At 56.2% G+C, this 23,817-nt stretch carries 15 protein-coding genes and 1 pseudogene; 9 read left to right on the top strand and 7 right to left on the bottom strand.

The genetic code is table 11. From position 1 onward, the window contains the following. Nucleotides 1–23: 23 nt before the first annotated feature. The 6 genes from QN378_RS01995 to yccS all read left to right on the top strand — a co-directional run bounded on the left by QN378_RS01995 (nucleotide 24) and on the right by yccS (nucleotide 9,269). On the top strand, nucleotides 24–1,466 hold the full coding sequence (locus tag QN378_RS01995; RefSeq protein WP_323546770.1) for a TldD/PmbA family protein: 1,443 nt from the start codon (nucleotides 24–26) through the stop codon (nucleotides 1,464–1,466). Further along, nucleotides 1,466–2,800 (top strand): TldD/PmbA family protein, encoded by a 1,335-nt coding sequence (locus QN378_RS01990; protein WP_323546769.1) that lies wholly within the window; start codon nucleotides 1,466–1,468, stop codon nucleotides 2,798–2,800. Before QN378_RS01995 ends, QN378_RS01990 begins: the two co-directional genes overlap by 1 nt. Nucleotides 2,801–2,807: 7 nt before the next feature. Beyond that, nucleotides 2,808–4,238 carry a multidrug transporter subunit MdtD gene (mdtD, locus tag QN378_RS01985; RefSeq protein ID WP_323546767.1) on the top strand — a complete coding sequence of 477 codons (1,431 nt, stop codon included), beginning with the start codon at nucleotides 2,808–2,810 and terminating at the stop codon, nucleotides 4,236–4,238. A 54-nt stretch (nucleotides 4,239–4,292) separates the two neighbouring features. Beyond that, entirely contained in the window at nucleotides 4,293–5,672 is a 1,380-nt protein-coding gene (gene dbpA / locus QN378_RS01980; protein WP_322167297.1) for an ATP-dependent RNA helicase DbpA, read from the top strand. Nucleotides 5,673–5,779: 107 nt separating this feature from the next. Then, nucleotides 5,780–6,958 carry an NAD(P)/FAD-dependent oxidoreductase gene (locus QN378_RS01975; RefSeq protein WP_322206457.1) on the top strand — a complete coding sequence of 393 codons (1,179 nt, stop codon included), beginning with the start codon at nucleotides 5,780–5,782 and terminating at the stop codon, nucleotides 6,956–6,958. A 127-nt stretch (nucleotides 6,959–7,085) separates the two neighbouring features. Further along, nucleotides 7,086–9,269, top strand: coding sequence for a YccS family putative transporter (yccS, locus tag QN378_RS01970; RefSeq protein ID WP_322206456.1), 2,184 nt, complete (start codon nucleotides 7,086–7,088; stop codon nucleotides 9,267–9,269). 18 nt (nucleotides 9,270–9,287) lie between these two features. Here the strand turns inward: yccS and QN378_RS01965 are convergent, their stop codons facing one another. Then, on the bottom strand, nucleotides 9,288–10,025 hold the full coding sequence (locus QN378_RS01965; RefSeq protein ID WP_322206455.1) for a substrate-binding periplasmic protein: 738 nt from the start codon (nucleotides 10,023–10,025) through the stop codon (nucleotides 9,288–9,290). 284 nt (nucleotides 10,026–10,309) lie between these two features. Between QN378_RS01965 and QN378_RS01960 the strand changes: the two genes are divergently transcribed. Beyond that, complete coding sequence (locus QN378_RS01960) at nucleotides 10,310–10,768, top strand: GNAT family N-acetyltransferase (protein ID WP_322206454.1); 459 nt, start codon at nucleotides 10,310–10,312, stop codon at nucleotides 10,766–10,768. 7 nt (nucleotides 10,769–10,775) lie between these two features. Here the strand turns inward: QN378_RS01960 and QN378_RS01955 are convergent, their stop codons facing one another. From QN378_RS01955 to putP, 4 genes are all read right to left on the bottom strand, one after another. Next, nucleotides 10,776–11,072 (bottom strand): winged helix-turn-helix domain-containing protein, encoded by a 297-nt coding sequence (locus tag QN378_RS01955; protein ID WP_322206991.1) that lies wholly within the window; start codon nucleotides 11,070–11,072, stop codon nucleotides 10,776–10,778. Between the two features lie 20 nt (nucleotides 11,073–11,092). Then, nucleotides 11,093–11,614 carry a M48 family metallopeptidase gene (locus QN378_RS01950; RefSeq protein ID WP_322206453.1) on the bottom strand — a complete coding sequence of 174 codons (522 nt, stop codon included), beginning with the start codon at nucleotides 11,612–11,614 and terminating at the stop codon, nucleotides 11,093–11,095. Between the two features lie 42 nt (nucleotides 11,615–11,656). Then, a complete protein-coding gene (locus QN378_RS01945; RefSeq protein ID WP_322206452.1) occupies nucleotides 11,657–13,786 on the bottom strand; it encodes a putative bifunctional diguanylate cyclase/phosphodiesterase in 2,130 nt (709 codons plus the stop codon). 388 nt (nucleotides 13,787–14,174) lie between these two features. Then, nucleotides 14,175–15,668 carry a sodium/proline symporter PutP gene (gene putP, locus QN378_RS01940; protein ID WP_322206451.1) on the bottom strand — a complete coding sequence of 498 codons (1,494 nt, stop codon included), beginning with the start codon at nucleotides 15,666–15,668 and terminating at the stop codon, nucleotides 14,175–14,177. 448 nt (nucleotides 15,669–16,116) lie between these two features. On the opposite strand from putP, the gene putA reads away from it, so the two are divergent. Continuing rightward, nucleotides 16,117–20,070, top strand: coding sequence for a trifunctional transcriptional regulator/proline dehydrogenase/L-glutamate gamma-semialdehyde dehydrogenase (putA, locus tag QN378_RS01935; RefSeq protein ID WP_322206450.1), 3,954 nt, complete (start codon nucleotides 16,117–16,119; stop codon nucleotides 20,068–20,070). A 316-nt stretch (nucleotides 20,071–20,386) separates the two neighbouring features. After that, nucleotides 20,387–22,162, top strand: a pseudogene (locus tag QN378_RS01930) (putative bifunctional diguanylate cyclase/phosphodiesterase). Between the two features lie 103 nt (nucleotides 22,163–22,265). Here QN378_RS01930 and QN378_RS01925 read toward each other — a convergent pair. Both QN378_RS01925 and QN378_RS01920 read right to left on the bottom strand, forming a co-directional pair. Next, complete coding sequence (locus tag QN378_RS01925; RefSeq protein ID WP_323546764.1) at nucleotides 22,266–23,198, bottom strand: hypothetical protein; 933 nt, start codon at nucleotides 23,196–23,198, stop codon at nucleotides 22,266–22,268. Between the two features lie 124 nt (nucleotides 23,199–23,322). Further along, on the bottom strand, nucleotides 23,323–23,787 hold the full coding sequence (locus QN378_RS01920) for a phospholipase effector Tle1 domain-containing protein (RefSeq protein WP_322206447.1): 465 nt from the start codon (nucleotides 23,785–23,787) through the stop codon (nucleotides 23,323–23,325). Between the last annotated feature and the right edge of the window lie 30 nt (nucleotides 23,788–23,817).

Genomic DNA, 23,817 nt, shown 5'->3' with positions numbered 1-23,817 from the left:
CCATTTGACGGAGCCATTGTGCAATGTTCGATTTCTCCGCTCAGCTCAAGCAGCGGTTTAGCGCGCTGCGCAGCCCTGCCGAATTTTTCTCCCTGCGTTACGTCCGACAAACCAGCCAGCACTTATCCGTGCGCAAGAACGTCGCCGAGCCGCCTTACCTGAGTACTGATGAAGGCGCGATGCTGACCGTGCGCGTCAATGGCGTCGAAGCCTATGCGGCGACCAACGATCTCTCGCAACGCGGGCTGCAAGCAGCACTTGAGCAGGCCGAGCAACACGCCCGGCGTTTGGCGCCTTACGCCCTGCTCGACCTCCGCGATCAGCCGGTCTCCAACAGCCGCGCCGATTACCTGTCGCCGCATTTGGCCGATGTTTTCCCATCATTGGGCGATTGCTATCAACTGCTATCAACCGAATCGTCAGCGGTGCCCAGCGACAAACGCCTGGTGAGCTGGCAAGTCAGTCTTGGGCTGGAAAACGTCGAGCAAATCTACTTGAACACCGCAGGCGCCGAGGTTCGTCTGGCCCAGCGCTACGTTTATCCGGGCATGAGCGTCACGGCGTATGACGGCAGCGACAGCCAAACTCGAAGCCTGGGCCGCGATAATTTCGGCCAACAGGGCGGCGCAGAGGTCATCAGCAACTGCGGATTGATCGGCGCCGCTGCACAGGTCGCCGATCAAGCGCTGCAACTGATCATGGCGCCGAATACCCCGTCCGGGCCGCGAGACCTGCTGTTGACGCCCGACCAAATGATCCTGCAAATCCACGAGTCCATTGGTCACCCCCTGGAGCTGGACCGGATTCTCGGTGATGAACGCAATTACGCTGGCACCAGTTTCGTCAAAGCCAGTGATTTTGGCAGCCTGCAATACGGCTCCGAACTGCTCAACGTGACGTTCAATCCAGACATCCCCGAACAGCTGGCGAGTTACAGCCACGACGATGACGGCACCCCCGCCAGCAAACAATTTCTGATCCGCGACGGTGTGCTGGTCCGACCATTGGGCGGTGCGCTGTCGCAATTTCGATCTGGCATGGAAGGCGTTGCCAACAGCCGCGCATGCAGCTGGAACCGTCCTCCCATCGACCGCATGGCCAACTTGAACATTGAACCCGGAGACACGCCCCTTCACCAACTGATCGGCAACATTGAGCACGGTATCATGATGTCAACCAATCGCTCATGGTCCATCGATGACGCACGCAACAAGTTCCAGTTCGGTTGCGAGTGGGGCCAATTGATCGAGAACGGCGAACTCAAAGGCGTGGTGAAGAACCCTAACTACCGGGCGATCTCCGCACATTTCTGGCGCAACCTCGCGGCCGTGGGCGATGCCAGCACCTTCGAGGTCCTGGGCACGCCTAATTGCGGCAAAGGCGAACCCAACCAAGTAGTGCGTGTCGGCCACGCCTCACCCGCCTGCGTGTTCTCGCAGGTTGATGTATTCGGAGGGGACGCTTAATGGAACACCTGACTCAGCAACAACAATTCACCGCGCTGGTCGATTGGCTGCGTGGCGCGATTGCCGCCCCCGAAGCGTTCACCTTGGGCTACAACGCCGAAGCCTCAGAATTCATTCGTTTCAACCATGCCAAAGTGCGTCAGGCCGGGCATGTGCAGCAGGCTGATTTGAACCTCAAGTTGATCAACGATGGCCGTCATGCTGACTTGCGCTTGACCTTGTCGGGGGACGCCGAGGTTGATCAAAGTCGCTTGGCGGCGGCCTTGCAACAGTTACGGGAAACCCTGGTGTTGTTGCCGCAAGACCCGTACTTGCTGCCCAACACTGACGATTGGCAGATCAGCAACACTCAGCATCAACCCCTGCCAGACAGCGCGCGGGTGCTGGCGCAAATCAGCGAATTGGCCGAAGGCCTGGACCTGGTGGGATTTTATGCCGCAGGCCCGTTGTACCGGGGTTTCGCCAGTTCATGGGGCGCGCTGGGTTGGCATCAGGCGAATAGTTTCAACTTCGACTGGAGCCTGTTTCACGCCAACGGTCAGGCGGTGAAAGCGAGCTATGCCGGGGATCACTGGGACGACCAGACGTTCGCCCAGCGCTTCCAGCAAGCCCGGAAACAACTCGAGTTTCTTGGTCGACCCCTGCATGCCTTAGCGCCCGGCGAATACCGCGCGTACCTGGCTCCTGCGGCACTTGAAGAAGTGATCGGCATGCTCTGCTGGGGTGGCTTTTCCGCCGACGCCATCGCCAGTAAAACCAGCCCGTTACAGCGGCTGTACAACGGCGACGCGCACCTCAGCCCGTTGGTGAGCCTGAACGAACAGGTCACCGGCTCGTTGTCGCCTGCGTTCTCCGGCGAAGGCTATCCGCGCAGTGACTTGTCGCTGATCAGCGAAGGCCGCGCCCACGAACAACTGGTCGGTTCGCGCAGCGCGGCGGAATATGGCCTGACCGCCAATGGTGCGGGCGGCGGCGAATCTCCCAGCGCCCTGAGCATGGCCGGCGGAACCCTGGCGCTGAAAGATATCCTCAAGCAACTCGGCACCGGGCTGTACATCAGCAACCTGTGGTACTTGAACTTCTCTGATCAATCCGCCGCACGCTTGACCGGAATGACCCGCTTCGCCACGTTCTGGGTCGAAAATGGTGAAATAAAGGCGCCGGTCAACACCATGCGTTTCGACGACAGCGTCTACAGTCTGCTGGGCAGCGCACTCGAACAATTGACTAGCGAAAGGGAACTGATCTTGTCCACCAGCACCTATAGTCAACGTCAAACCGCTTCAAGCCTGCTGCCAGGTGCGCTGATCAGTCGCTTGACCCTCACGCTCTAAGGAACGCATGCCAACCAGTACACCGATTCTGGATGCCCGGACCCTGCGCTGGTTGCCTTGGGTCGTCGCCATCGCGTTTTTCATGCAGAGCCTCGACGGCACGATTCTCAATACCGCCCTTCCGGCCATGGCCCGCTCGCTGAATGAAGACCCCTTGCGCATGCAGTCGGTGGTCATTGCTTACATGCTCACCGTGGCGTTGTTGATTCCGGCCTCGGGCTGGATCGCCGACCGGTTTGGCATCAAGCGGATTTTCTTTGGCGCGATCCTGCTGTTCAGCCTTGGCTCGCTGCTGTGCGCGCTGTCCAACTCGCTGGGCATGCTGGTCGCGGCGCGGGTGATTCAAGGCCTGGGCGGCGCATTAATGGTGCCCATCGGACGCTTGATTGTGTTGCGCGCTTACCCGCGATCGGATCTGGTGCGGATCATGAGTTTCATCACCGTACCCGCTTTACTGGGGCCGCTGATGGGGCCGACCGTGGGTGGCTGGATGGTCGAGTACCTGAGCTGGCACTGGATCTTTCTGATTAATATTCCGGTGGGTCTGATTGGTTGCTACGCGATCAATGCGTTAGTGCCGAACTTGCCAGGCGGCGGTCGCACGCGTTTCGACGGGGTCGGCTTTCTGTTATTCGGCGCCTCAATGGTGCTGATCACCATCGCGCTCGAAGGTTTGGGTGAATTGCACCTGCCGCATATGCGCGTGGTGCTGCTGTTGTTTGGCGGGATGGCATGCCTGGCGGCCTACTGGTTGCGGGCCGGGAATATCAATTACCCGCTTTTTGCCCCCACGCTGTTCCGAACTCGGTCCTTTGCCGTGGGTATTTTCGGCAATTTATTCTCGCGCCTCGGCAGTGGCGCCCTGCCGTTTCTCGTACCGCTGTTGCTGCAAGTGGCGCTGGGCTATTCGCCGTCCCAAGCGGGGATGAGCATGATCCCGCTGGCGGTTGCCGCGATGATTTCCAAATCATTGGCGCGGCCGCTCATTGAGCGTCTGGGTTTTCGCATCGTACTTACCGGCAATACGTTTCTGCTGGGCTTGCTGCTGGCCAGCCTGGGTCTGGTGGATGCACAGACCCCGTATTGGTTGCTGTTGATCCACCTCGGATTTGTGGGTGCGGTGAACTCGCTGCAATTTTCCGCCATGAATGCGGTAACCCTGATAGACCTTGACGATGCGAGTGCTGCTAGCGGCAATAGCCTACTGTCAGTGGTGGCGCAACTGTCCTTGAGCCTGGGCGTGGCCTGTGCCGCAGCCTTACTCGGCGGTTTCACCGACGACATTACCGGCGGTGCAGTGAGCGGCTTATTGGGGGCGTTCCAAAAGACGTTCCTTAGCGTTGGGGTGCTGTCGATGCTGGCTGCGGGGATTTTTCTACAGCTACCCCCTCAAGGCGGACGAAGTGTTCCTCGTCAGGAACCCGAGATCCACGACTAGGACGGGACCGCGACCTGATACACTGCGCGACATTTTGTTTTGCAGGCCCGTCCCGTGACTAGCACCGCTTTTAACTCACTGCCTCTTTCCGCCCCCATGTTGGCTAACCTGGAGTCCCTTGGTTACGCCGAGATGACGCCGATTCAGGCGCAGAGCCTGCCGGTGATTCTCAAGGGGATGGACCTGATTGCTCAGGCCAAGACCGGCAGTGGCAAAACCGCCGCGTTCGGCATCGGCTTGCTCAACCCGATCAACCCACGCTTCTTCGGTTGCCAGGCATTGGTGCTGTGTCCTACCCGTGAACTGGCTGACCAAGTGGCGAAAGAAATTCGTCGTCTGGCGCGTTCGGAAGACAACATCAAGGTCCTGACCTTGTGCGGCGGCGTCTCCTTCGGGCCGCAAATCGGTTCGTTGGAGCACGGCGCGCACATCATCGTTGGCACGCCGGGGCGTATTCAGCAGCATTTGCGCAAAGGCTCGCTGGTATTGGACGGCCTGAACACGCTGATTCTCGACGAAGCTGACCGCATGCTCGACATGGGATTCTACGACGCCATCGAAAACATCATTGATCAGACACCAAAAAAACGTCAGACCTTGCTGTTCTCGGCAACTTACCCAGCCGGCATCAAGCAGCTGTCTTCGAAGTTCATGAAAGACCCGCAAACGGTCAAGGTCGAGGCGCTGCATGCCGACAGCCAGATCGAGCAGCACTTCTATGAAATCACCCCGGAAGACCGTCTCAACGCTGTGGTTAAAGTGCTTGGGCATTTCCGTCCACAGTCCTGCGTTGCGTTCTGCTTCACCAAGCAGCAGTGCCAGGAAGTGGTCGACCACCTGACCGCCAAAGGCATTTCCGCAGTCGGCCTGCACGGCGATCTGGAACAGCGTGACCGTGACCAAGTGCTGGCGATGTTCTCCAACCGCAGCACCTCGGTATTGGTTGCCACCGACGTCGCTGCTCGCGGTCTGGACATCGATGCGCTGGACATGGTGCTCAACGTTGAGCTGGCCCGTGACTCCGAAATGCACATCCACCGTGTAGGCCGTACCGGTCGCGCTGGTGAGAAAGGCCTTGCCATCAGCCTGGTTGCTCCGTCCGAAGCGCACCGCGCCCGAGCCATCGAAGACGTGCAGAAAGCCCCGCTGAAGTGGGAACAACTGGACGATTTGAAAAGCAAAGGCGGCGCACCGCTGCAACCGACCATGACCACGCTGGTGATCGGCGCAGGCCGTAAAGACAAGGTTCGCCCTGGGGATATTCTTGGCGCCTTGACCGGCGATGCCGGCATTCCAGGCACCCAGGTCGGCAAAATCGCCATTTTTGATTTCCAGGCCTACGTGGCCGTCGAAAGCGTCGTGGCCATGCAAGCGCTGGAGCGTTTGAACAACGGCAAAATCAAAGGTCGCTCGTTGCGGGTTCGGATTTTGTAAGACCCCAAAAAGCTTCCCGAATAAATTCGGTCCTACAGGGGGCGATTGAATTCGGGAAGGGGCCATGTCGGACCATAAAGTTTTAACCGTTACCTGAGGATTTCGCTTTGCCCGTTACTGACGTTGTGATCATCGGCGCTGGCGCCGCAGGTTTGATGTGCGCCCTCACGGCGGCCAATCGCGGGCGCAAGGTGGCGCTGATTGATCACGCGAACAAGGCCGGCAAAAAAATCCTCATGTCCGGCGGTGGACGTTGCAACTTCACCAACATGTACACCGAACCCGGAAATTTCCTTTCGCAAAACCCGCACTTCTGCAAATCGGCGCTGGCGCGTTATACCCAGTGGGATTTCATTGCGCTAGTCGCCAAACACGGTGTGCCGTATCACGAGAAGAAACTCGGCCAGTTGTTTTGCGATAACAAATCCAGCGACATCCTTGAGCTGCTGCTTAACGAATGCGAACAAGCCGGTGTCAGCCTGCATCTGGACACATCGGTACAAGACATCGAAAAAACCGACGACGGCTATAGCCTCGGCACGGCGCTGGGCACGTTGAATTGCCAATCGCTGGTGATCGCCACCGGAGGCCTGTCGATCCCGACGCTGGGCGCGACCGGGTTTGGTTATCAAGTCGGCAAACAGTTCGGTCATACCTTGCTGCCGACCCGCGCCGGACTGGTGCCGTTTACCATCACCGACCAACTCAAAGAACTGTGTACCGAACTGTCCGGCACTTCGGTGGATTGTCTGGTCAGTTGCAATGACATTAGCTTTCGCGAAAACCTTTTGTTCACTCACCGGGGCCTGAGCGGACCGGCGATTTTGCAGATTTCCTCGTTCTGGCACCCCGGCGAAACCGTCGAAATCAACCTGCTGCCGGATCACGATGCGCTTGAATGGTTACTGCAGCAGCAAGCGGAACGGCCTAACAGCGAACTCAAAACCTTGCTGGGTGAACTCTTCACCAAAAAGATGGCCAACCTGATCGCCGAGCATTGGTTCGCCTCCAAACCGATGAAGCAATACACACCGGGCGAACTCAACGACATCGCTGAAAAGCTCGCCTGCTGGAATGTGGTGCCTGCGGGGACCGAAGGCTATCGCACGGCAGAAGTGACACTCGGTGGTATCGACACCCGCGAGGTGTCGTCCAAGACCATGGAGTCGCTGAAATCACCGGGGCTGTATTTCATTGGTGAAGTGCTCGACGTCAGTGGCCACTTGGGCGGCTTCAACTTCCAATGGGCCTGGGCCTCGGCCTACGCGGCTGCGCAGTTTGTCTGAAGACAACAGAGGGTGGTGACCTGTTGGCTGCAAAAAGATTTTTGCTGAACCTTATGTACAGCTGACACTTAGCGCTGTAGATACTTATGTGGTCTGAATCAACAGCGAAGAAGGCCGTTAGCCCCTTATGCCGTCACCTACTTTTCGTCATACGCTCCGTCGTTTGTGGGCGCTGGATAAGTTCAGCTATAGCCTGCGGGTTTTCATTGCCCTGACCGGAGCAATGGCGCTGTGTTGGTATCAAAACGAAATGGCTCTTTTGATCCCGGTGTTTCTGGGGATTATTGCCAGCGCGTTGGCCGAGACCGATGACAGCTGGCAAGGCCGTTTGAATGCTCTGGCCGTGACGCTGGTGTGTTTCAGCATCGCCTCTCTATCGGTCGAACTGTTGTTTCCCTACCCGCTATTTTTCGTCTGTGCCTTGGCCATCGCAGCTTTTTGCCTGACCATGCTTGGCGCTTTGGGCGGGCGCTATGGCGCCATTGCGTCCGCCACCTTGATTTTGTCGGTGTATACCATGATCGGCGTCGATCAGCGCGGCGGTGAGGTAACGGACGTTTGGCATGAGCCAATGTTGCTGGTCGCTGGAGCTGCCTGGTACGGCTTATTGTCCGTGCTGTGGCAGATGTTGTTTTCCAATCAGCCGGTCCAACAAAGCTTGGCCAAGCTGTTTAGCGAACTGGGACATTATCTGGAACTCAAGTCGACGCTGTTTGAGCCCATCCGCCAATTGGACCTCGAAGGTCGGCGCCTGGCGTTGGCGCAACAAAATGGTCGCGTCGTCGCCGCGCTCAATGCTGCTAAGGAAATCATCCTGCACCGCGTGGGCGATGGTCGACCTGGGGCAAAGGTCAGTCGCTACTTGAAGCTGTATTTTCTGGCACAAGACATCCATGAGCGTGCCAGCTCGTCCCACTACCCGTACAACGCGCTGGCCGATGCATTTTTCCACAGCGACGTGCTGTTCCGTTGCCTTCGATTGCTGCGCCAGCAAGGGATCGCATGCCGTCGATTGTCAGAAACCATCCAGCTACGTCAGCCCTTTGTTTACGACGAAGGCTTCGCCCATGCGCTGGAAGACTTGCATGCCTCGCTAGAGCATCTGCGCATTCAGAGTAATCCGGCGTGGCGTGGACTATTGCGCTCGTTGCGTGCCTTGGCTGCAAATTTAGGAACGTTGGACCGTCTACTTAGAGACGCCAGCAATCCCGACAGTTTGGCAGATGCCTCTGACAGCAGCCTGCTCGACCGCTCTCCAAGCGGTCTTAAGGACGTGTGGAACCGAGTCCGGCTGCAACTGACGCCGACGTCGCTGTTGTTCCGCCATGCCTTACGACTACCGCTGGCGTTGAGCGTCGGCTATGGCATGGTGCATTTGGTGCATCCATCGCAGGGGTATTGGATCATTTTGACGACGCTGTTCGTCTGCCAGCCCAACTATGGCGCGACGCGGCGTAAGCTGGTGCAGCGAATCAGCGGCACGGCCATTGGTCTGACAGCCGGATGGGCATTGTTTGATCTGTTTCCGAGCCCTTTGATTCAATCAATGTTTGCCATTGCGGCGGGCATTGTGTTCTTCGTGAATCGCACCTCGCGTTACACCCTGGCCACCGCGGCGATGACCTTGATGATTCTGTTCTGCTTCAACCAGACCGGTGATAGTTACGGGCTATTTCTGCCTCGCTTGCTCGATACCTTACTTGGCAGTCTGATTGCCGGCCTCGCCGTTTTCCTTTTTCTGCCGGACTGGCAAGGGCGACGACTCAATAAGGTGCTGGCGAACACACTCACCTGCAACAGTATTTATTTGCGGCAAATAATGCAGCAGTATGCGCACGGCAAGAATGACGACTTGGCTTACCGCCTGGCCCGTCGTAACGCCCATAATGCCGACGCTGCACTATCGACCACCTTGGCCAACATGCTTATGGAGCCAGGACACTTTCGCAAAGACGCTGATGTAGGCTTCCGCTTTTTAGTGCTGTCCCACACGCTGTTGAGTTATCTATCAGGGCTGGGGGCGCACCGCGAAACGCAGTTGCCGTCCGAGACCCGCGAGCATTTGATCAATGGCGCCGGTGCCAGCCTGGCGGCGAGCATTGATGAAATCGCCCAAAGCTTGGCCAACAAGCAACCCGTCGCGATTCAGAGTGACGCGGAGGAAGCACTGGCTAATGAACTTGAACAGATTCCTGATGAAATAGACGACGGTCAGCGATTGGTACAAACCCAGCTCGCGTTAATTGGTCGTCAATTGGGGCCACTGCGAACGTTGGCCGCGCACCTGATCAAAGAATCCATCGCGGCCTGAAAAGATCATCAGTTTCAATTACAGGCCGTGCTCACGGAACAGACGATCGTAGCTGCCATCAGCTTTCATCGCGGCTATCTCGCGATCAAAGTTCGCAACGATTTGCGTGTGATCGGGATTCTTCAGGCTGACCAGAATATGCAGGCTGTTTTCGCGCAGTGATTTGGGCAGAAATTCGACGCTGTCTCGCACCTGCTGTGGCTCGTGACTCAAGTTGTAACGGGCGACATATTCATCTTCCAACGTCAGCGCGACCCGTCCTGCTTGCAGCATTTGCAACGCCATGGAAAAACTGTGGACCGGGACTCTTTGCAGCTGCACATCGCTATCAAACTCAACCGAATAGGCATATCCCCGCACGACAGCGATGGGGTATGAGTGAAGCTGTTGCACGCTATCGAAGACGATAGGGGAATTTTTACGCTTAAGAAAGCGGACGCGGTTGAGCAGGTATTCGTTGGAAAACTCGCCTAAAAGGGTACGTTCATGACTGAACCAGGCATCGACCAGCACGTCATAGCGCCCCTCGCCTAACCCAAATAACGCACGCGCCCAGGGCACTTGTTCAAAACCTGTGGAGTATCCAGCACGCTTTAATGCCGTACTGACAATGTCCGTAGCCAATCCACCGTTAACCAAATTGATGTCGGTAAACGGTGGCCATGCATCAGCGACCAAGCGCAACGGTGCCGCGTGGGCGCCGTGTGCCATCAATAACAATCCCAGCAAACCCATGGCTCGAAGCAATCGTGGCATGCTCAAAATCCTGAGGCGGACAACTGCCCGCCATACGGGGGACGCATTGGATCACGGCCCGAACTAATACCCGCTTTTACCCCACCGAAATCCAGAGACGGCGTGCAGATTACACAATCGAAAACCTTGCGACCAACAGTCCTGAGGGCCCGTCGTCTCGATCAAAAACTTTTTCTTTTCGGCCCCACTCGTAGCGTTTTGTATTAAAACGCTACAGTTCTATCTGGCATCTAATCGGACACTGGTTTTAGTATCCGCCCAGAATTCATTCTTAGGTCTGTCACATGTCTATCAACTGGTTATGCAAACACCACACCGACCTCAGCAAAGAACAGCTTTACGCCATATTGCGTTTGCGTGCAGAAGTTTTTGTGGTTGAGCAAAAGTGCTGGTATCAGGACGTCGACGGCCAGGATCTGGCGGGTGACACCTGCCACCTAATGGCGTGGGAAAACGAAATACTGGTGGCCTATTTGCGTCTGCTTGATCCGATCCAACAAGGCGGTGATGTCGTCATCGGCCGCGTTGTCACCGCACCCGTTGCGCGTAACAGGGGCATGGGCCACGCATTGATGGTTCAGGCATTGCTACATGCCGAAAAGAAGTGGCCTGATCAGCCGATCTACCTCTCAGCTCAAGCTCATTTACAGGGCTACTACGGACGCTATGGCTTCAGGCCTGTTGGCGAGGTGTACCTGGAGGACGAAATCCTTCACATCGGCATGCGCCGCGACCTGGACTAGTGCTTATTTACGGGTAGCCCAATACCGTTTTTATGGCGGACAGATTTTGAGCGATCCAGCCTTTGTCGAGGGCTCCCCACTCTCTGATCTGATAACTGCCGATATGATTGCGCGCGCCGTCTTGCTGCTCAAACTCACACACAATGTCAAGGTCTGCCAGCGCCGCGATGGTGTCTTGGGCTGTGCGGCGGGGCATTCCCGTTGCTTCACACAGCGCCGGAACACTGACGGCGGTGCCGCTATCAATCAAATACGCCACGTACAGACGGCGATAAAAACTGCTTTTAGTCTTGTTAACATCCATCGCCTGGGCCTTTGGGAGGTTCATTGGGCAGCTTTGCCTTGTAGATCACGGTACGTGAGGTAAATGCGCAGATCGAACTCCAACTGGTGATAGCCAGGCTGCATGTGCTCGCACAGCTGATAAAACGCTTTGTTGTGATCTGACTCTTTGAAATGCGCCAGCTCGTGAACGACGATCATTTTTAAAAACTCGGGCGCGGCGTCCTTAAACAGCGAAGCGATACGAATTTCTTTCTTGGACTTAAGCTTGCCGCCCTGAACACGAGAAATCGTCGTGTGCAACCCCAGCGCACGGTGTGTCAGGTCCAGACGATTGTCGAACAGCACCTTATCGATATTCGGCGCGTTGCGCAGATGCTCTTGCTTTAATGCCAGCGCATAAACGTACAACGCTTTATCGCTCTGCACCGCGTGGCGCTCGGGATAGCGTTGTTTTAAGTACGCGTCCAGTCGATTTTGCGCAATCAATTGCTGCACCTGCTCCTGGAGAGCAGGCGGATAGGCTTGCAGGTATTTCAACGGAGCAAGAGCAGGCGCGATCATATGGGCGCAACGAAGATTTCAAAGGGCGCCAGTGTACCGAATTCAAATCCCCTTGCACTCGTTCCAGTCGAACGGCTTAACAAATTGTCGGGCATCTTCAACCGTCAGCGGCGGTGCGACCCAGGCACCCTGAACCAGGTGACAGCCGTTTTCTGCCAGCCAGTGATACTGCTCTGCTTTCTCAACACCCTCGGCAATGATCAATATGCCCAACTCACGACAGAGCTGAATTACGCTGCGCGCCACCGCTGTCCCGCGCGGCGAATCGAATAGCCTGGCCACAAACTGGCGATCAATCTTCAACGTATCCAGTTCAAGCGTGTGCAGGAGGGATAGCGAGCATTCACCGACGCCAAAATCATCCATCGCAATACGTACCCCAACGTCACGTAGCGCTTTTAATTGCTTGCGTGAGTGATGAGGGTTTTGCGCTAACGAACCTTCGGTAATTTCAACCTCAAGCTGATGTGGTAAGAGTCCGTAACGGTCGATAGCGCGTTCAAGTTCCGTGGCCAGGTTAGGCATGCTGAACTGCGCTGTGCTCACGCTCACGGCCAGCACTAAATGTTGCGGAAAAATGACGTTCCAGGCTTGGCGCTGCTGCGCAGCCTGCTCAAATATCCAGCTGCCTAGCTGATTGATCAAACGCGTCTCTTCGAGCAGCGGGATAAACAGCCCGGGGGGCACATCGCCAACATCGGGATGTTGCCAACGCAGCAATGCCTCAAAGCCACGCACGCAGCCACTCGCGATAGAGACCTGAGGCTGGTACACCAACAAGAACTCATTCCCCTCAATGGCCTTTCGCACACTGTCTTCGAGCATCAATCGCGAGCGAGGGCGACCGTTCATTTCATGGTCATAAAAACGATATTGCTGACGCCCTGCGCGTTTGGCTTCGTACATGGCAATGTCGGCGGCGCGCAGCAAGCCATCGATATCAGCGCCGCAGTCCGGGTACGTTGCAATACCGATACTGACGCCCAAAGTGATATCCAGACCGTCGATCTGCTGCCGCACAGACACGCGCTCAATCAGTTTTTCGGCGATGATCGCCGCTTGCTCTGGATAATCCAAACCGTCTATCACTGCGGTGAATTCATCTCCGCCCACGCGCGCCAAAATGTCATAAGGGCGCAGACAATCCCGGAGCTGTTCAGCAACCCAGAGCAACACCCGGTCGCCCGCATCGTGACCCAGTGAGTCGTTGACACGCTTGAACCCATCAAGATCCAAGTACAACACCACCAGTGATTTTTCCACACGGTCGGAACGCGCCAACGTGTTTTCAACCGTTTGATAAAATCCGCGGCGGTTAAGTAGCCCTGTGAGCGGGTCGGTCACTGCCTGCTGCTCAAGTTGCTGGCACAAGTCGCGCACCACCGACATATCGAGAATACTCAGCACCATCGACCGATGCTCAGCGGGCAAAGGCGCGCAGGACAAGGCCACCGGTACTTTAGAACCATCAGCCGTGCGCAGTACCGCGTCGTGCATGCGGTACGTATCCGCGTTGCGATAACTGCGATAGAAATCCGATTCCGACCATTGCACAATGTGCGGCTTGCTTAGGTAATCAATCACTTCAGCGCCCTGCAACTCATCGACGGTTGCATTGAGCAATCGACAAATCGCCGGGTTGGCGAAACTGATTACTCCCCCTTCGTCGACAACCAAGATACCTTCGGCAACGTTCGACAGCACTGATGCATTAAAAGCGCGAGCAGCTTCCAGATCGTGGGTGAGGGTTTTCAGGTTTTGACAATGACGCTGATGTTCCAGCAACGCCTGGATTTTCGGCTTAAGCACCTGCGGATCGAAAGGCCTGAACAGATAATCCACAGCGCCACTGGCATAGCCTTTGTGGACAGATTCTTGAGAGTATTCGCTGGCGGTCAGGAAAATAATCGGTGTGAAACGGGTCCGCTGGCTGCCACGCATTAATCGAGCGACCTCGAAACCATCCATGCCCGGCATGTGAACATCGAGTAACACTAGATCGACGTCCATTGTAAGCAGGACATTCAGAGCTTCGGCCCCGGAAGCGGCCGTGACGACATGCCAATCCTGTCGATGCAAGACGGCACGCATGGTGATCAGATTTTCAGGGTAATCATCAACTACCAACAGAACAAAGGTAGCGTCCAACGGCTTTAATTGCAGGCATTCCATGCTGCTTCTCTTCCTATAGCCCTTACGCCAGGGCGTAGGGCGAGGCCAGAATTCTACTAGCGGCTTACTCTAGCCCTGGCAAAACAAAAGCAGAAGCGAGGCACGCATCATCTGGTGGCTAAATGCCGTCCACCCGACTAACGGTAGATGTTTGCACAAGGCCACTACACACCAAATCCGTTTTTTCACAAAAAAAGACCTTAGCTGTTGGACGAAAACATTGAACCCGAGCAGCCCAGCGGTCAATCAAGCGCGAGCGCTCTTTGTACCTCTGGGGTCGGAGGGCGAAGGAGATAAGCGACTTTCTACAACAGGGTTATTAATCACGTAAAGGACCAATAACCTCGAGTAAAACGGCTCATTGCATGGGCCGTTTGTAGCGGTTCACTCATTCAAGCGTAGCGGCCTTGAACTCTTTTTCCGCCGCCGCAAAGCGTGTCAGCATGCCCTCGGTCGGCGCTTTACCCAGCAGACTGAACACCAGGATTGCGACGCTGGCGAAGAGGAAACCCGGAATGATTTCGTACAACCCTAGCAACGCGGATTGCTTCCAGACGACAACCGTAACGGTGCCAACCAGAATGCCCGCGAGCGCGCCATTGCGCGTCATGCCTTTCCACAACACTGAAATCAGCACTACCGGGCCGAATGCAGCGCCGAACCCTGCCCACGCATAACTCACCAGACCCAAAACACGATTGTTCGGGTTCGACGCAATGAAAATCGCGATCACGGCAATTAACAACACCATTGCCCGACCCACCCACACCAGCTCGGAGTCTGATGCGCGCTTGCGGAAGAAAGCCTTGTAGAAGTCTTCAGTCAGCGCACTGGAGCACACCAATAGCTGACAGCTCAACGTGCTCATTACCGCCGCCAGAATGGCCGATAACAGCACACCGGCAATCCATGGGTTGAACAGCAATTTGGCCAGCTCGATGAACACCCGCTCAGGGTTCTCCGTGACCGGCGTGGCAAACTCTGGATGCGCTGAGAAGTAGGCAATCCCAAAGAAGCCCACCGCGACTGTGCCGCTCAGGCACAAAATCATCCAAGTCATGGAAATACGACGTGCCTTGGCAATCGACTTGACCGAATCGGCTGCCATGAACCGCGCCAGGATATGCGGCTGGCCGAAATACCCCAAGCCCCAGCCCAGCAGAGAAATGATGCCGATAAACGACGTATTCTTAAGCATGTCGAAATGGGTTGGGGCTTTCGCTTCGATAGCCAGCAAGGTGGCGTCTATGCCGCCCGTGGCCAGCAACACAATGATCGGTGTAAGGATCAGCGCGAAGATCATCAGAGTGGCCTGCACCGTATCGGTCCAGCTCACAGCGAGGAACCCCCCAACAAAAGTGTAGGCAATCGTTGCAGCAGCACCGGCCCACAAGGCAGTTTGGTAAGACATACCAAATGTACTTTCAAACAGGCGAGCGCCGGCAACAATACCTGAAGCGCAATAAATGGTGAAAAACACCAGAATCACCACGGCCGAAACAATCCGCAGCACCCCACTTTTGTCTTCAAAGCGACTAGTGAAATAATCCGGCAAAGTCAGTGCATCGCCGTTGTGCTCGGTCTGTACGCGAAGGCGGCCGGCGACAAACAGCCAGTTCAGATAAGCACCCATGGCCAGGCCGATGGCGATCCAGCCTTCGGATAGGCCCGACATATAGATAGCGCCTGGCAGCCCCATCAATAGCCATCCGCTCATATCCGATGCACCGGCCGACAAGGCAGTGACTACGGAGCCGAGGCTGCGGCCACCAAGAATATAGTCGGAAAGATTATTCGTAGAGCGATAGGCCATCAGGCCGATTAGAACCATTGCCGCGATGTAGATCACGAAGGTGATCAGAGTGGGATTACTGACAGTCATAAAATGGCGCCCTGGCGTTATTATTTGCACGGCAATCAATCGGTGCGCAACGATCAAAACGTTCCACACGGATGAATAACTAGCCGCACGCTGGACTGAAGTTTCCCCAGGAAAACGTCAGCTGATGTACCGAGAATGAACACGCATCACCTCGAAGGCTGGAATCCTAGTCAACAACGCAAATAGGGTGCAACCCATTTTTCCCATCAAGTTGTACCTGTAAGGTATTTTTAGTTACCTCATGTTTTGCTCCGTTTCAGAGCCTCGCGCTGTAATCAAGGGCTAAAAAGCACCGTTCTAGCGCCCTTAATATGGGGTCAAGCGTTGCAGGGACGGATCAATAATATTTCTGAAAAAAAACGGGTTGCACCGGGTTGCACCAGTAGAATTTCGAGATTAACCTGAGCGTCGGCTATGCCACACGATGGTGGCGATTAGAGGATGAGAAATGGCGACAACCACCTTGGGTGTCAAACTCGATGATGCTACCCGTGAGCGCTTGAAAGCCGCCGCGCAGTCCATTGATCGAACCCCCCACTGGCTGATCAAGCAGGCCATCTTCAACTACCTTGAGAAGCTTGAGGGCGGCGCGACCCTCATGGAGCTCAATGGCCTGACCGGAAAAGAGCCCGACGAACTGGTCGACCATCACGCCGATGTTGCCCATCAGTGCTTCCTGGAATTTGCCGAAAGCATCCTTCCACAATCAGTTCTTCGTGCCGCGATCACTTCCGCTTATCGCCGCCCCGAACCTGAAGTTGTGCCCATGCTGTTAGAACAGGCGCGTCTGCCAGGGGCCATGGCCGAAGCCACCCAGAAGCTTGCGGCGAGCATTGCCGAGAAACTGCGCAATCAAAAAAGTGCTACTGGTCGTGCGGGCATCGTTCAAGGCTTGTTGCAAGAGTTCTCGCTGTCGTCCCAAGAAGGCGTAGCCCTGATGTGCCTGGCCGAAGCGCTGCTGCGCATCCCGGATAAAGGCACTCGCGATGCGCTCATCCGCGACAAGATCAGCACCGGTAATTGGCACCCGCATTTGGGCAATAGCCCGTCGCTGTTCGTCAACGCGGCTACGTGGGGTCTGCTGCTGACCGGGAAACTGGTCGCCACCCACAACGAAGCCGGGTTGACCTCATCCCTGAGCCGCATCATCGGTAAAAGTGGCGAACCCATGATCCGCAAGGGCGTGGACATGGCCATGCGCTTGATGGGCGAACAGTTTGTTACCGGCGAAACCATCGCCGAAGCCTTGGCTAACGCCAGCCGCTTTGAAGCCAAGGGTTTCCGCTACTCTTACGACATGCTCGGTGAAGCAGCGCTGACCGAACGCGATGCGCAGAAATACCTTGCCTCCTACGAGCAGGCCATCCACTCCATTGGCAAAGCGTCCCATGGTCGTGGCATTTATGAAGGCCCAGGCATCTCGATCAAGCTTTCCGCCTTGCACCCCCGTTATAGCCGCGCGCAATACGAACGCGTTATGGACGAGTTGTACCCGAGATTGTTATCGCTGACCCTGCTGGCCAAACACTATGACATTGGCCTGAACATCGACGCCGAAGAAGCTGACCGCCTTGAGCTGTCACTGGAGCTGCTAGAGCGCTTGTGTTTCGAGCCGCAGTTGATTGGCTGGAACGGCATCGGTTTTGTCATTCAGGCGTACCAGAAGCGGTGCCCGTATGTTATCGACTACGTCATTGATCTTGCGCGCCGCAGCCGCCATCGCTTGATGATTCGTCTGGTTAAGGGCGCGTATTGGGACAGCGAAATCAAACGCGCCCAAGTCGATGGACTGGAAGGCTACCCGGTATACACCCGCAAGGTTTACACCGACGTTTCCTACATCGCTTGCGCAAGAAAGCTGCTGTCGGTGCCGGAAGTTATCTATCCTCAATTCGCGACACACAACGCCCATACCCTGGCCGCGATTTACCATATCGCCGGTCAGAATTACTACCCTGGCCAATACGAGTTCCAGTGCCTGCACGGCATGGGCGAACCGCTGTATGAGCAGGTGGTGGGCACAGTGGCCGACGGCAAGTTGAATCGACCGTGCCGGGTCTACGCGCCGGTGGGTACGCACGAAACACTGCTGGCCTATCTCGTCCGCCGTTTGCTCGAGAACGGCGCCAACACCTCGTTCGTCAACCGCATCGCCGACCAGTCTATTTCCATACAGGAATTGGTGGCTGATCCAGTGAACAGCATCGAGCAGATGGCGACGCAGGAAGGCGGCTTCGGCTTGCCGCACCCGCGCATCCCTCTGCCGCGTGATCTTTATGGCCCGGACCGCGCCAACTCCAGCGGTATCGACCTGGCCAACGAACACCGATTGGCATCACTGTCTTCGGCATTGTTGGCCACCGCACATAACGATTGGAAAGCCGGACCAATGCTGGGCAGTCCTGCGAGCGTTGGCATATTTGCTCCCGTGCTGAATCCCTCGGATTTGCGCGACGTCGTTGGCCACGTCCAGGAAGCCAATCTGGAAGACGTCGACAACGCCATTCAAAGTGCTTTAAATGCTGCGCCTATTTGGCAAGCAACCCCGCCTGCAGAACGCGCCGCTATTCTTGAGCGTGCCGCCGATTTGATGGAAGGCGAAATTCAGCCGCTGATGGGCCTACTGGCCCGCGAGGCCGGGAAGACCTTCGCCAATGCCATCGCCGAGGTCCGCGAAGCGGTAGATTTCCTGCGGTATTACGCCGTACAGGCACGCAATGACTTTACCAACGACGCCCACCGCCCGCTGGGTCCGGTGGTTTGTATCAGCCCGTGGAACTTCCCACTGGCTATTTTCAGTGGCCAGGTCGCCGCTGCGTTGGCCGCCGGCAATCCAGTGCTGGCCAAGCCTGCCGAGCAAACGCCGCTCATTGCTGCGCAGGCAGTTCGGCTACTGCTCGAGGCCGGCATTCCGGAAGGCGTCGTGCAATTGCTTCCAGGGCCCGGTGAAACAGTCGGTGCGCGTCTGGTGGGTGATGACCGAGTCAAAGGCGTGATGTTCACCGGTTCAACCGAGGTTGCCCGCCTGCTGCAACGCAATATTGCCGGACGCCTGGATGCACAAGGCCGACCGATCCCGCTGATCGCCGAAACCGGCGGACAAAACGCGATGATCGTTGACTCCTCGGCGCTGACTGAACAAGTGGTCACCGACGTTGTGTCTTCGGCATTTGACAGCGCGGGTCAACGCTGCTCGGCCTTGCGCGTACTCTGCTTGCAGGAAGACTCCGCCGATCGCGTGATCGAAATGCTCAAGGGTGCCATGGCCGAATGCCGTCTCGGCAATCCGGAACGCCTGTCTGTCGACATCGGCCCAGTGATCGACGCCGAAGCCAAGGCCGGTATCGAGAGGCACATTCAGGCCATGCGCGACAAAGGCCGCAACGTTTATCAGTTAGCCATTGCCGACAGTGATGAAATCAAACGTGGCACCTACGTCACGCCGACCTTGATTGAACTGGAAAGCTTCGACGAACTGCAGCGCGAGATCTTCGGTCCGGTGTTGCACGTTGTTCGCTACAAGCGCAAAGAGCTCGACCTGTTAATAGGTCAGATCAACGCGTCCGGTTATGGGTTGACCTTGGGCGTTCACACACGCATCGACGAAACCATCGCCAAAGTCATCGATAACGTCAACGCGGGCAACGTTTACGTAAACCGCAACATTGTGGGCGCGGTAGTCGGCGTTCAGCCCTTCGGCGGTGAAGGTCTGTCTGGCACTGGCCCGAAAGCCGGTGGCCCGCTGTACTTGTATCGTTTGTTATCCACGCGCCCCGTGAACGCCATCGAACAATCCTTCGCCCGTGGCGATGCGCTCAATACACCCAACACCCAAATGCGCGATGCCATGAGCAAACCGCTCAAGGCACTGCAAACCTGGGCCGCCAGCCAACAGCTTGAACCGCTTGGCGCCCTGTGCAATCAGTTCGCAGCACAGTCGCAAAGCGGCATCACTCGGGTGTTGAACGGGCCAACAGGTGAACGCAACAGCTACAGCCTTCTGCCGCGCGAGCATGTGCTGTGCCTGGCCGAAAGCGAAGCTGACTTGTTGACTCAATTGGCAGCCGTTTTGGCAGTCGGTAGCACGGCTGTCTGGCCTGACAGTGAACTGGGCAAAACCCTGCGTACTCGTTTGCCTAAAGACCTACAAGCGCGCATCCAACTGGTAGCAGATTGGAACAAAGACGACGTGGTCATTGATGCGGTTCTGCATCATGGCGACTCGGATCAGCTCCAGACCGTCTGTCAGCAAATCGCCCAACGCGATGGTGCCATCATTGGGGTTCACGGACTGTCCCACGGGGAAACCAATATCGCGCTTGAACGTTTGGTGATTGAGCGAGCGTTGAGTGTGAACACCGCCGCCGCAGGAGGGAATGCGAGCTTAATGACCATTGGCTGATACCTGATGCGCACGAAAAAAGGGGAGCTTCGTCTCCCCTTTTCATGTTTAGCCCCTCCTCCCCTGTCACGAAGCAGCGATTTTTACTAATACAAAGCTTTTACATAGATTTATTTATGTATAAGTTTATCGTGTAAGTATGTACAAGTTGGTATGCACTCACATCAAAGCGCCATCAGCGATGTTGCGTCTTTAGGCCGGGTGACCCTGTCGTGACGAGACTCGATATCGAGAATCGTGCGCGCCGTACGAACTGGACGTTGTACATAAGAAATGAGGCCCCCCCGTGACCCAACCGTATCTCGATGAACACATCATGGAAAGATTGCGGCTGCTGGAATCTGTCGTGGTTCATGCCAAGGACGCGATTCTGATCACCGAGGCCGAACCCGTCGATCTACCAGGACCCCGAATCGTCTACTGCAACGCCGCTTTTACTGCCACCACCGGCTACAGCGAAGCCGAGGTGCTGGGAAAAACACCTCGCATACTTCACTGCGATAACACCAATCGCGAAACCCTGAACCAGATAAGGACAGCCCTTGGAGGATGGCAACCGATCGAAGTCGAGTTGCTGAACAAGCGGCGCGATGGCAGCGAGTTCTGGGTTCAACTGAGTATCGTTCCTGTGGCCAATGAACACGGTTGGTTTACCCACTGGATCTCTGTTCAACGCGATATCAGCGAACGAAAGGAGGCCGAAGAGCTCGCTCATAAAGCACACGTGGTATTGGCCGAAAAAAATGCGTTGGAAATAAGGCTGGTCGAGCGGCAACAGATCGAGCAGGAGTTGTCCTACGCCGCGTCACATGATGCCCTCACCCAGCTAAACAATCGCGCATTCATCATGGCGCGGCTAAGCCAGGTGTTCGAGCGGCGACAACTCAAAGGGCATCCTCACGCCACTATTTTGTTCATGGACCTGGACCGCTTCAAGCTGGTCAACGACAGCCTGGGGCATCGCACTGGAGACCTTCTGCTCTCTGCCGTGGCTCGTCGACTTGAGCAGTGTTTGCGCCCATCTGAAATCCTCTCGAGATTCGGCGGCGATGAGTTCGTTCTTCTGGTCGAGGGCCAATTAACCGACGCTGATGCTGCCGCTCTGGCGATGCGAATCATCGAGCAATTACAGGCACCGCTCCATATCTGTGGGCAGGACATCTTTACCGCCTGCAGCATTGGCATCGTCAGCATCAATAAAAGCCATGAGACACCCGAAGAGCTACTGCGCGATGCCGACGTCGCCATGTATACCGCCAAGTCCAAAGGCGGAGGTCAATACGCACTTTTCGACCATTCAATGCGCGAGAAAGCCATTGAAGCCCTATCGCTACAGAGTGCCCTCAAACAAGCCATCGCTCGCAATGAGTTCGTGCTGCATTACCAACCGATCTACGACCTGCTGACGGGCAATATGAAAGCGGTCGAGGCACTGATTCGCTGGAATAACCCACAGCGCGGTCTGGTGAGACCTGACCTGTTCATCCCCTTCGCCGAAGAAATCGGCGTCATTCAGGAAATTGGCTATTGGGTCATGAGCGAAGCGTGCAGGCAGCTTCAATAATGGAAAAGCAGATACCCGGAAATGGATTTACAACTCAACGTCAATGTCTCCGGACGAGAGCTTAAGTACTCCGGATTCATCGCCCAGCTGGAACAGGTTCTGCACAATACTCACTTCCCTGCCAACCGCCTGCAGATAGAGGTTACCGAGAATATTTTTCTCCAAGAGCCCGAAGCCATCGGTTTGATACTCAAAAAAGTACGTGAATTAGGCGTGCGTGTTGCGCTGGATGATTTCGGCACCGGGTACAGTTCATTGGCTTACATTGATCGTTATCCTATCGACGCGATAAAAATCGACCGCTCATTTGTCTCACGCATGATGACCCATAGCCGGACCCTGGCGATTGTGCAAAGCATCTTGTGGCTGGGTCGAAAACTCGGGTTTGATATCACGGCAGAAGGCATCGAAACCCCAACGCAACTGGAGCGGCTTAAAGAATTGCGCTGCCCTTCGGCGCAAGGTTACCTGCTTGCGTATCCAATGCCGCCGCAACAGCTGGCAGAGTTGTTGGCTGCGCAGCGTTGAAGGTTCAGTTGACCTATAGGAGCGAACGTGTTCGCGAGGCGTTTTGTCAGGCATACCGCGTCAAACCCCTTGGCCAACACGTTGGCTCCCACAGGTGGGTGGATTAGCCACCCACGGCGCCTTTGATTTGGTCCAGCCAACTGGTTTTCTCTTCGGCGGGAAGACTGTCGAACAAGTCTTTGGCCATTTTTGCGACCTTCGCCGTTTTGTGGGCGTTGAGCAGGGCTTTAAGCTCTGGCGTGGTGGCGGTTTCTTCGCTGAGGGTGGGCGGAATCGGCAAGGCGTTAACCAGTTTCAGTACGTCGCCGGTGTCTTGGGTGAAGGCGCGGAGGTTGTCGAGGTTGCTCAGCATGGGCAGGGCCATGCCGGTCAGGGTGTCGAAGGCGCTGATGCCCGGCAGGCCGACTTTGCCTCGAAACACCGGAATCCCAAACGACGGTGCCAACAACCCCACCAGATAACGGGGGTCATGACGCTTGATGCTCAGGCCAATGCTGGCGACCGCGACAGCGACACCTATCACTTGCTCAGTGAACACCAGAGGTGACAGGGCTTTGCTCGACTCGTTGTCGAAGAAAATGCAGCGGTAGCGGAAGTAATCGGTGAATAACTCGCGCTCGCCCAGGGCGGCGTTCATGAACCAGGCACGGGAGTCGTGAACCTGCTCGTCGAAAAAATCGGTCAGGGTCTGCGCTCTATCGCTGAGGATTTCAAAACTGCGGGGGGCGTAGAGCTTGTTGAAGACGATATTGGCCTTTCGGCGCATTCGAATGTATTCCTCGGCTTCGTCCTCTTCGTTGGTCAAGTACACCCAGCCGCCCAGGGTGACGTGGGCGAGGGTGGCAAGGCTAACGGTATCGGCGTCCCACGACAGCCCCCAAAAAGAGGGCACGTAGTCACGGCGAAACTCGTCCATGGCGTTGTCCATTTGCGCTTGGTCAAGGCTGGGTTCGAAGGCTTTGCGCATGTTGAACGTCGTCGGTTTTTCAGCACCGATACGTTGTTCGTAGGCCAGTTTGATCGCCAGCTGTTCCATGGCCAGTTTTCTTTCTGCTCAGCGCTGAGCGCAATCGAGGGCGCTTGCAATGGGGCTCCGACGGAATAGGCTTCCGCATACATATGCTGCAGCGGAATTTGCGACAGTACATCCTGACTTCCCGCTATCGCCTTCCCCTGTTCACCCGGCGCATAACCACCGCCACATCCGAGTGGACGCCGGGGTACAGGTATTCAAACGTTCCATTACGGTAGGTTGACCCGCCGTTCGGATCGTCAGGATTGTCCTTGCGCCGAATCGAATCCAGTGGAAAACAGCCGCGCTGTTCATGAGCCGCGACCAAATGCACGCAGCGCTCCAGAAACTTCTCTGAATCCGGCAAACGCATGGAGTCATCGGCCCAACCCATGTGCCCGGCGGCAAACGGGGCCACGGTATCGAACAGTCCCATGAAGCCAATGCTGATGGGGATTCCGGCGAACAGGTAACAGGTTTCGCCCTCCACTTCGACCTTGGTCAGTGCCTCCAGCCAGTTGGCGAACGCCCGGGCCTCGGCAGCGCCCCGAGAGAAACCATAGATCCACAGGCGCATGCCGATGATGCGCGGGACGGTCTTGCGCACTTGCACGTTTTACCCCTCCATCACCCACATCAATCT

The organism is Pseudomonas sp. 10S5, assembly GCF_035019745.1.
In the GTDB taxonomy this organism is placed as follows: domain Bacteria; phylum Pseudomonadota; class Gammaproteobacteria; order Pseudomonadales; family Pseudomonadaceae; genus Aquipseudomonas.
Note: the sequence above shows the minus strand (reverse complement) of the source record. Positions and strands in the feature narration are given on the sequence as shown.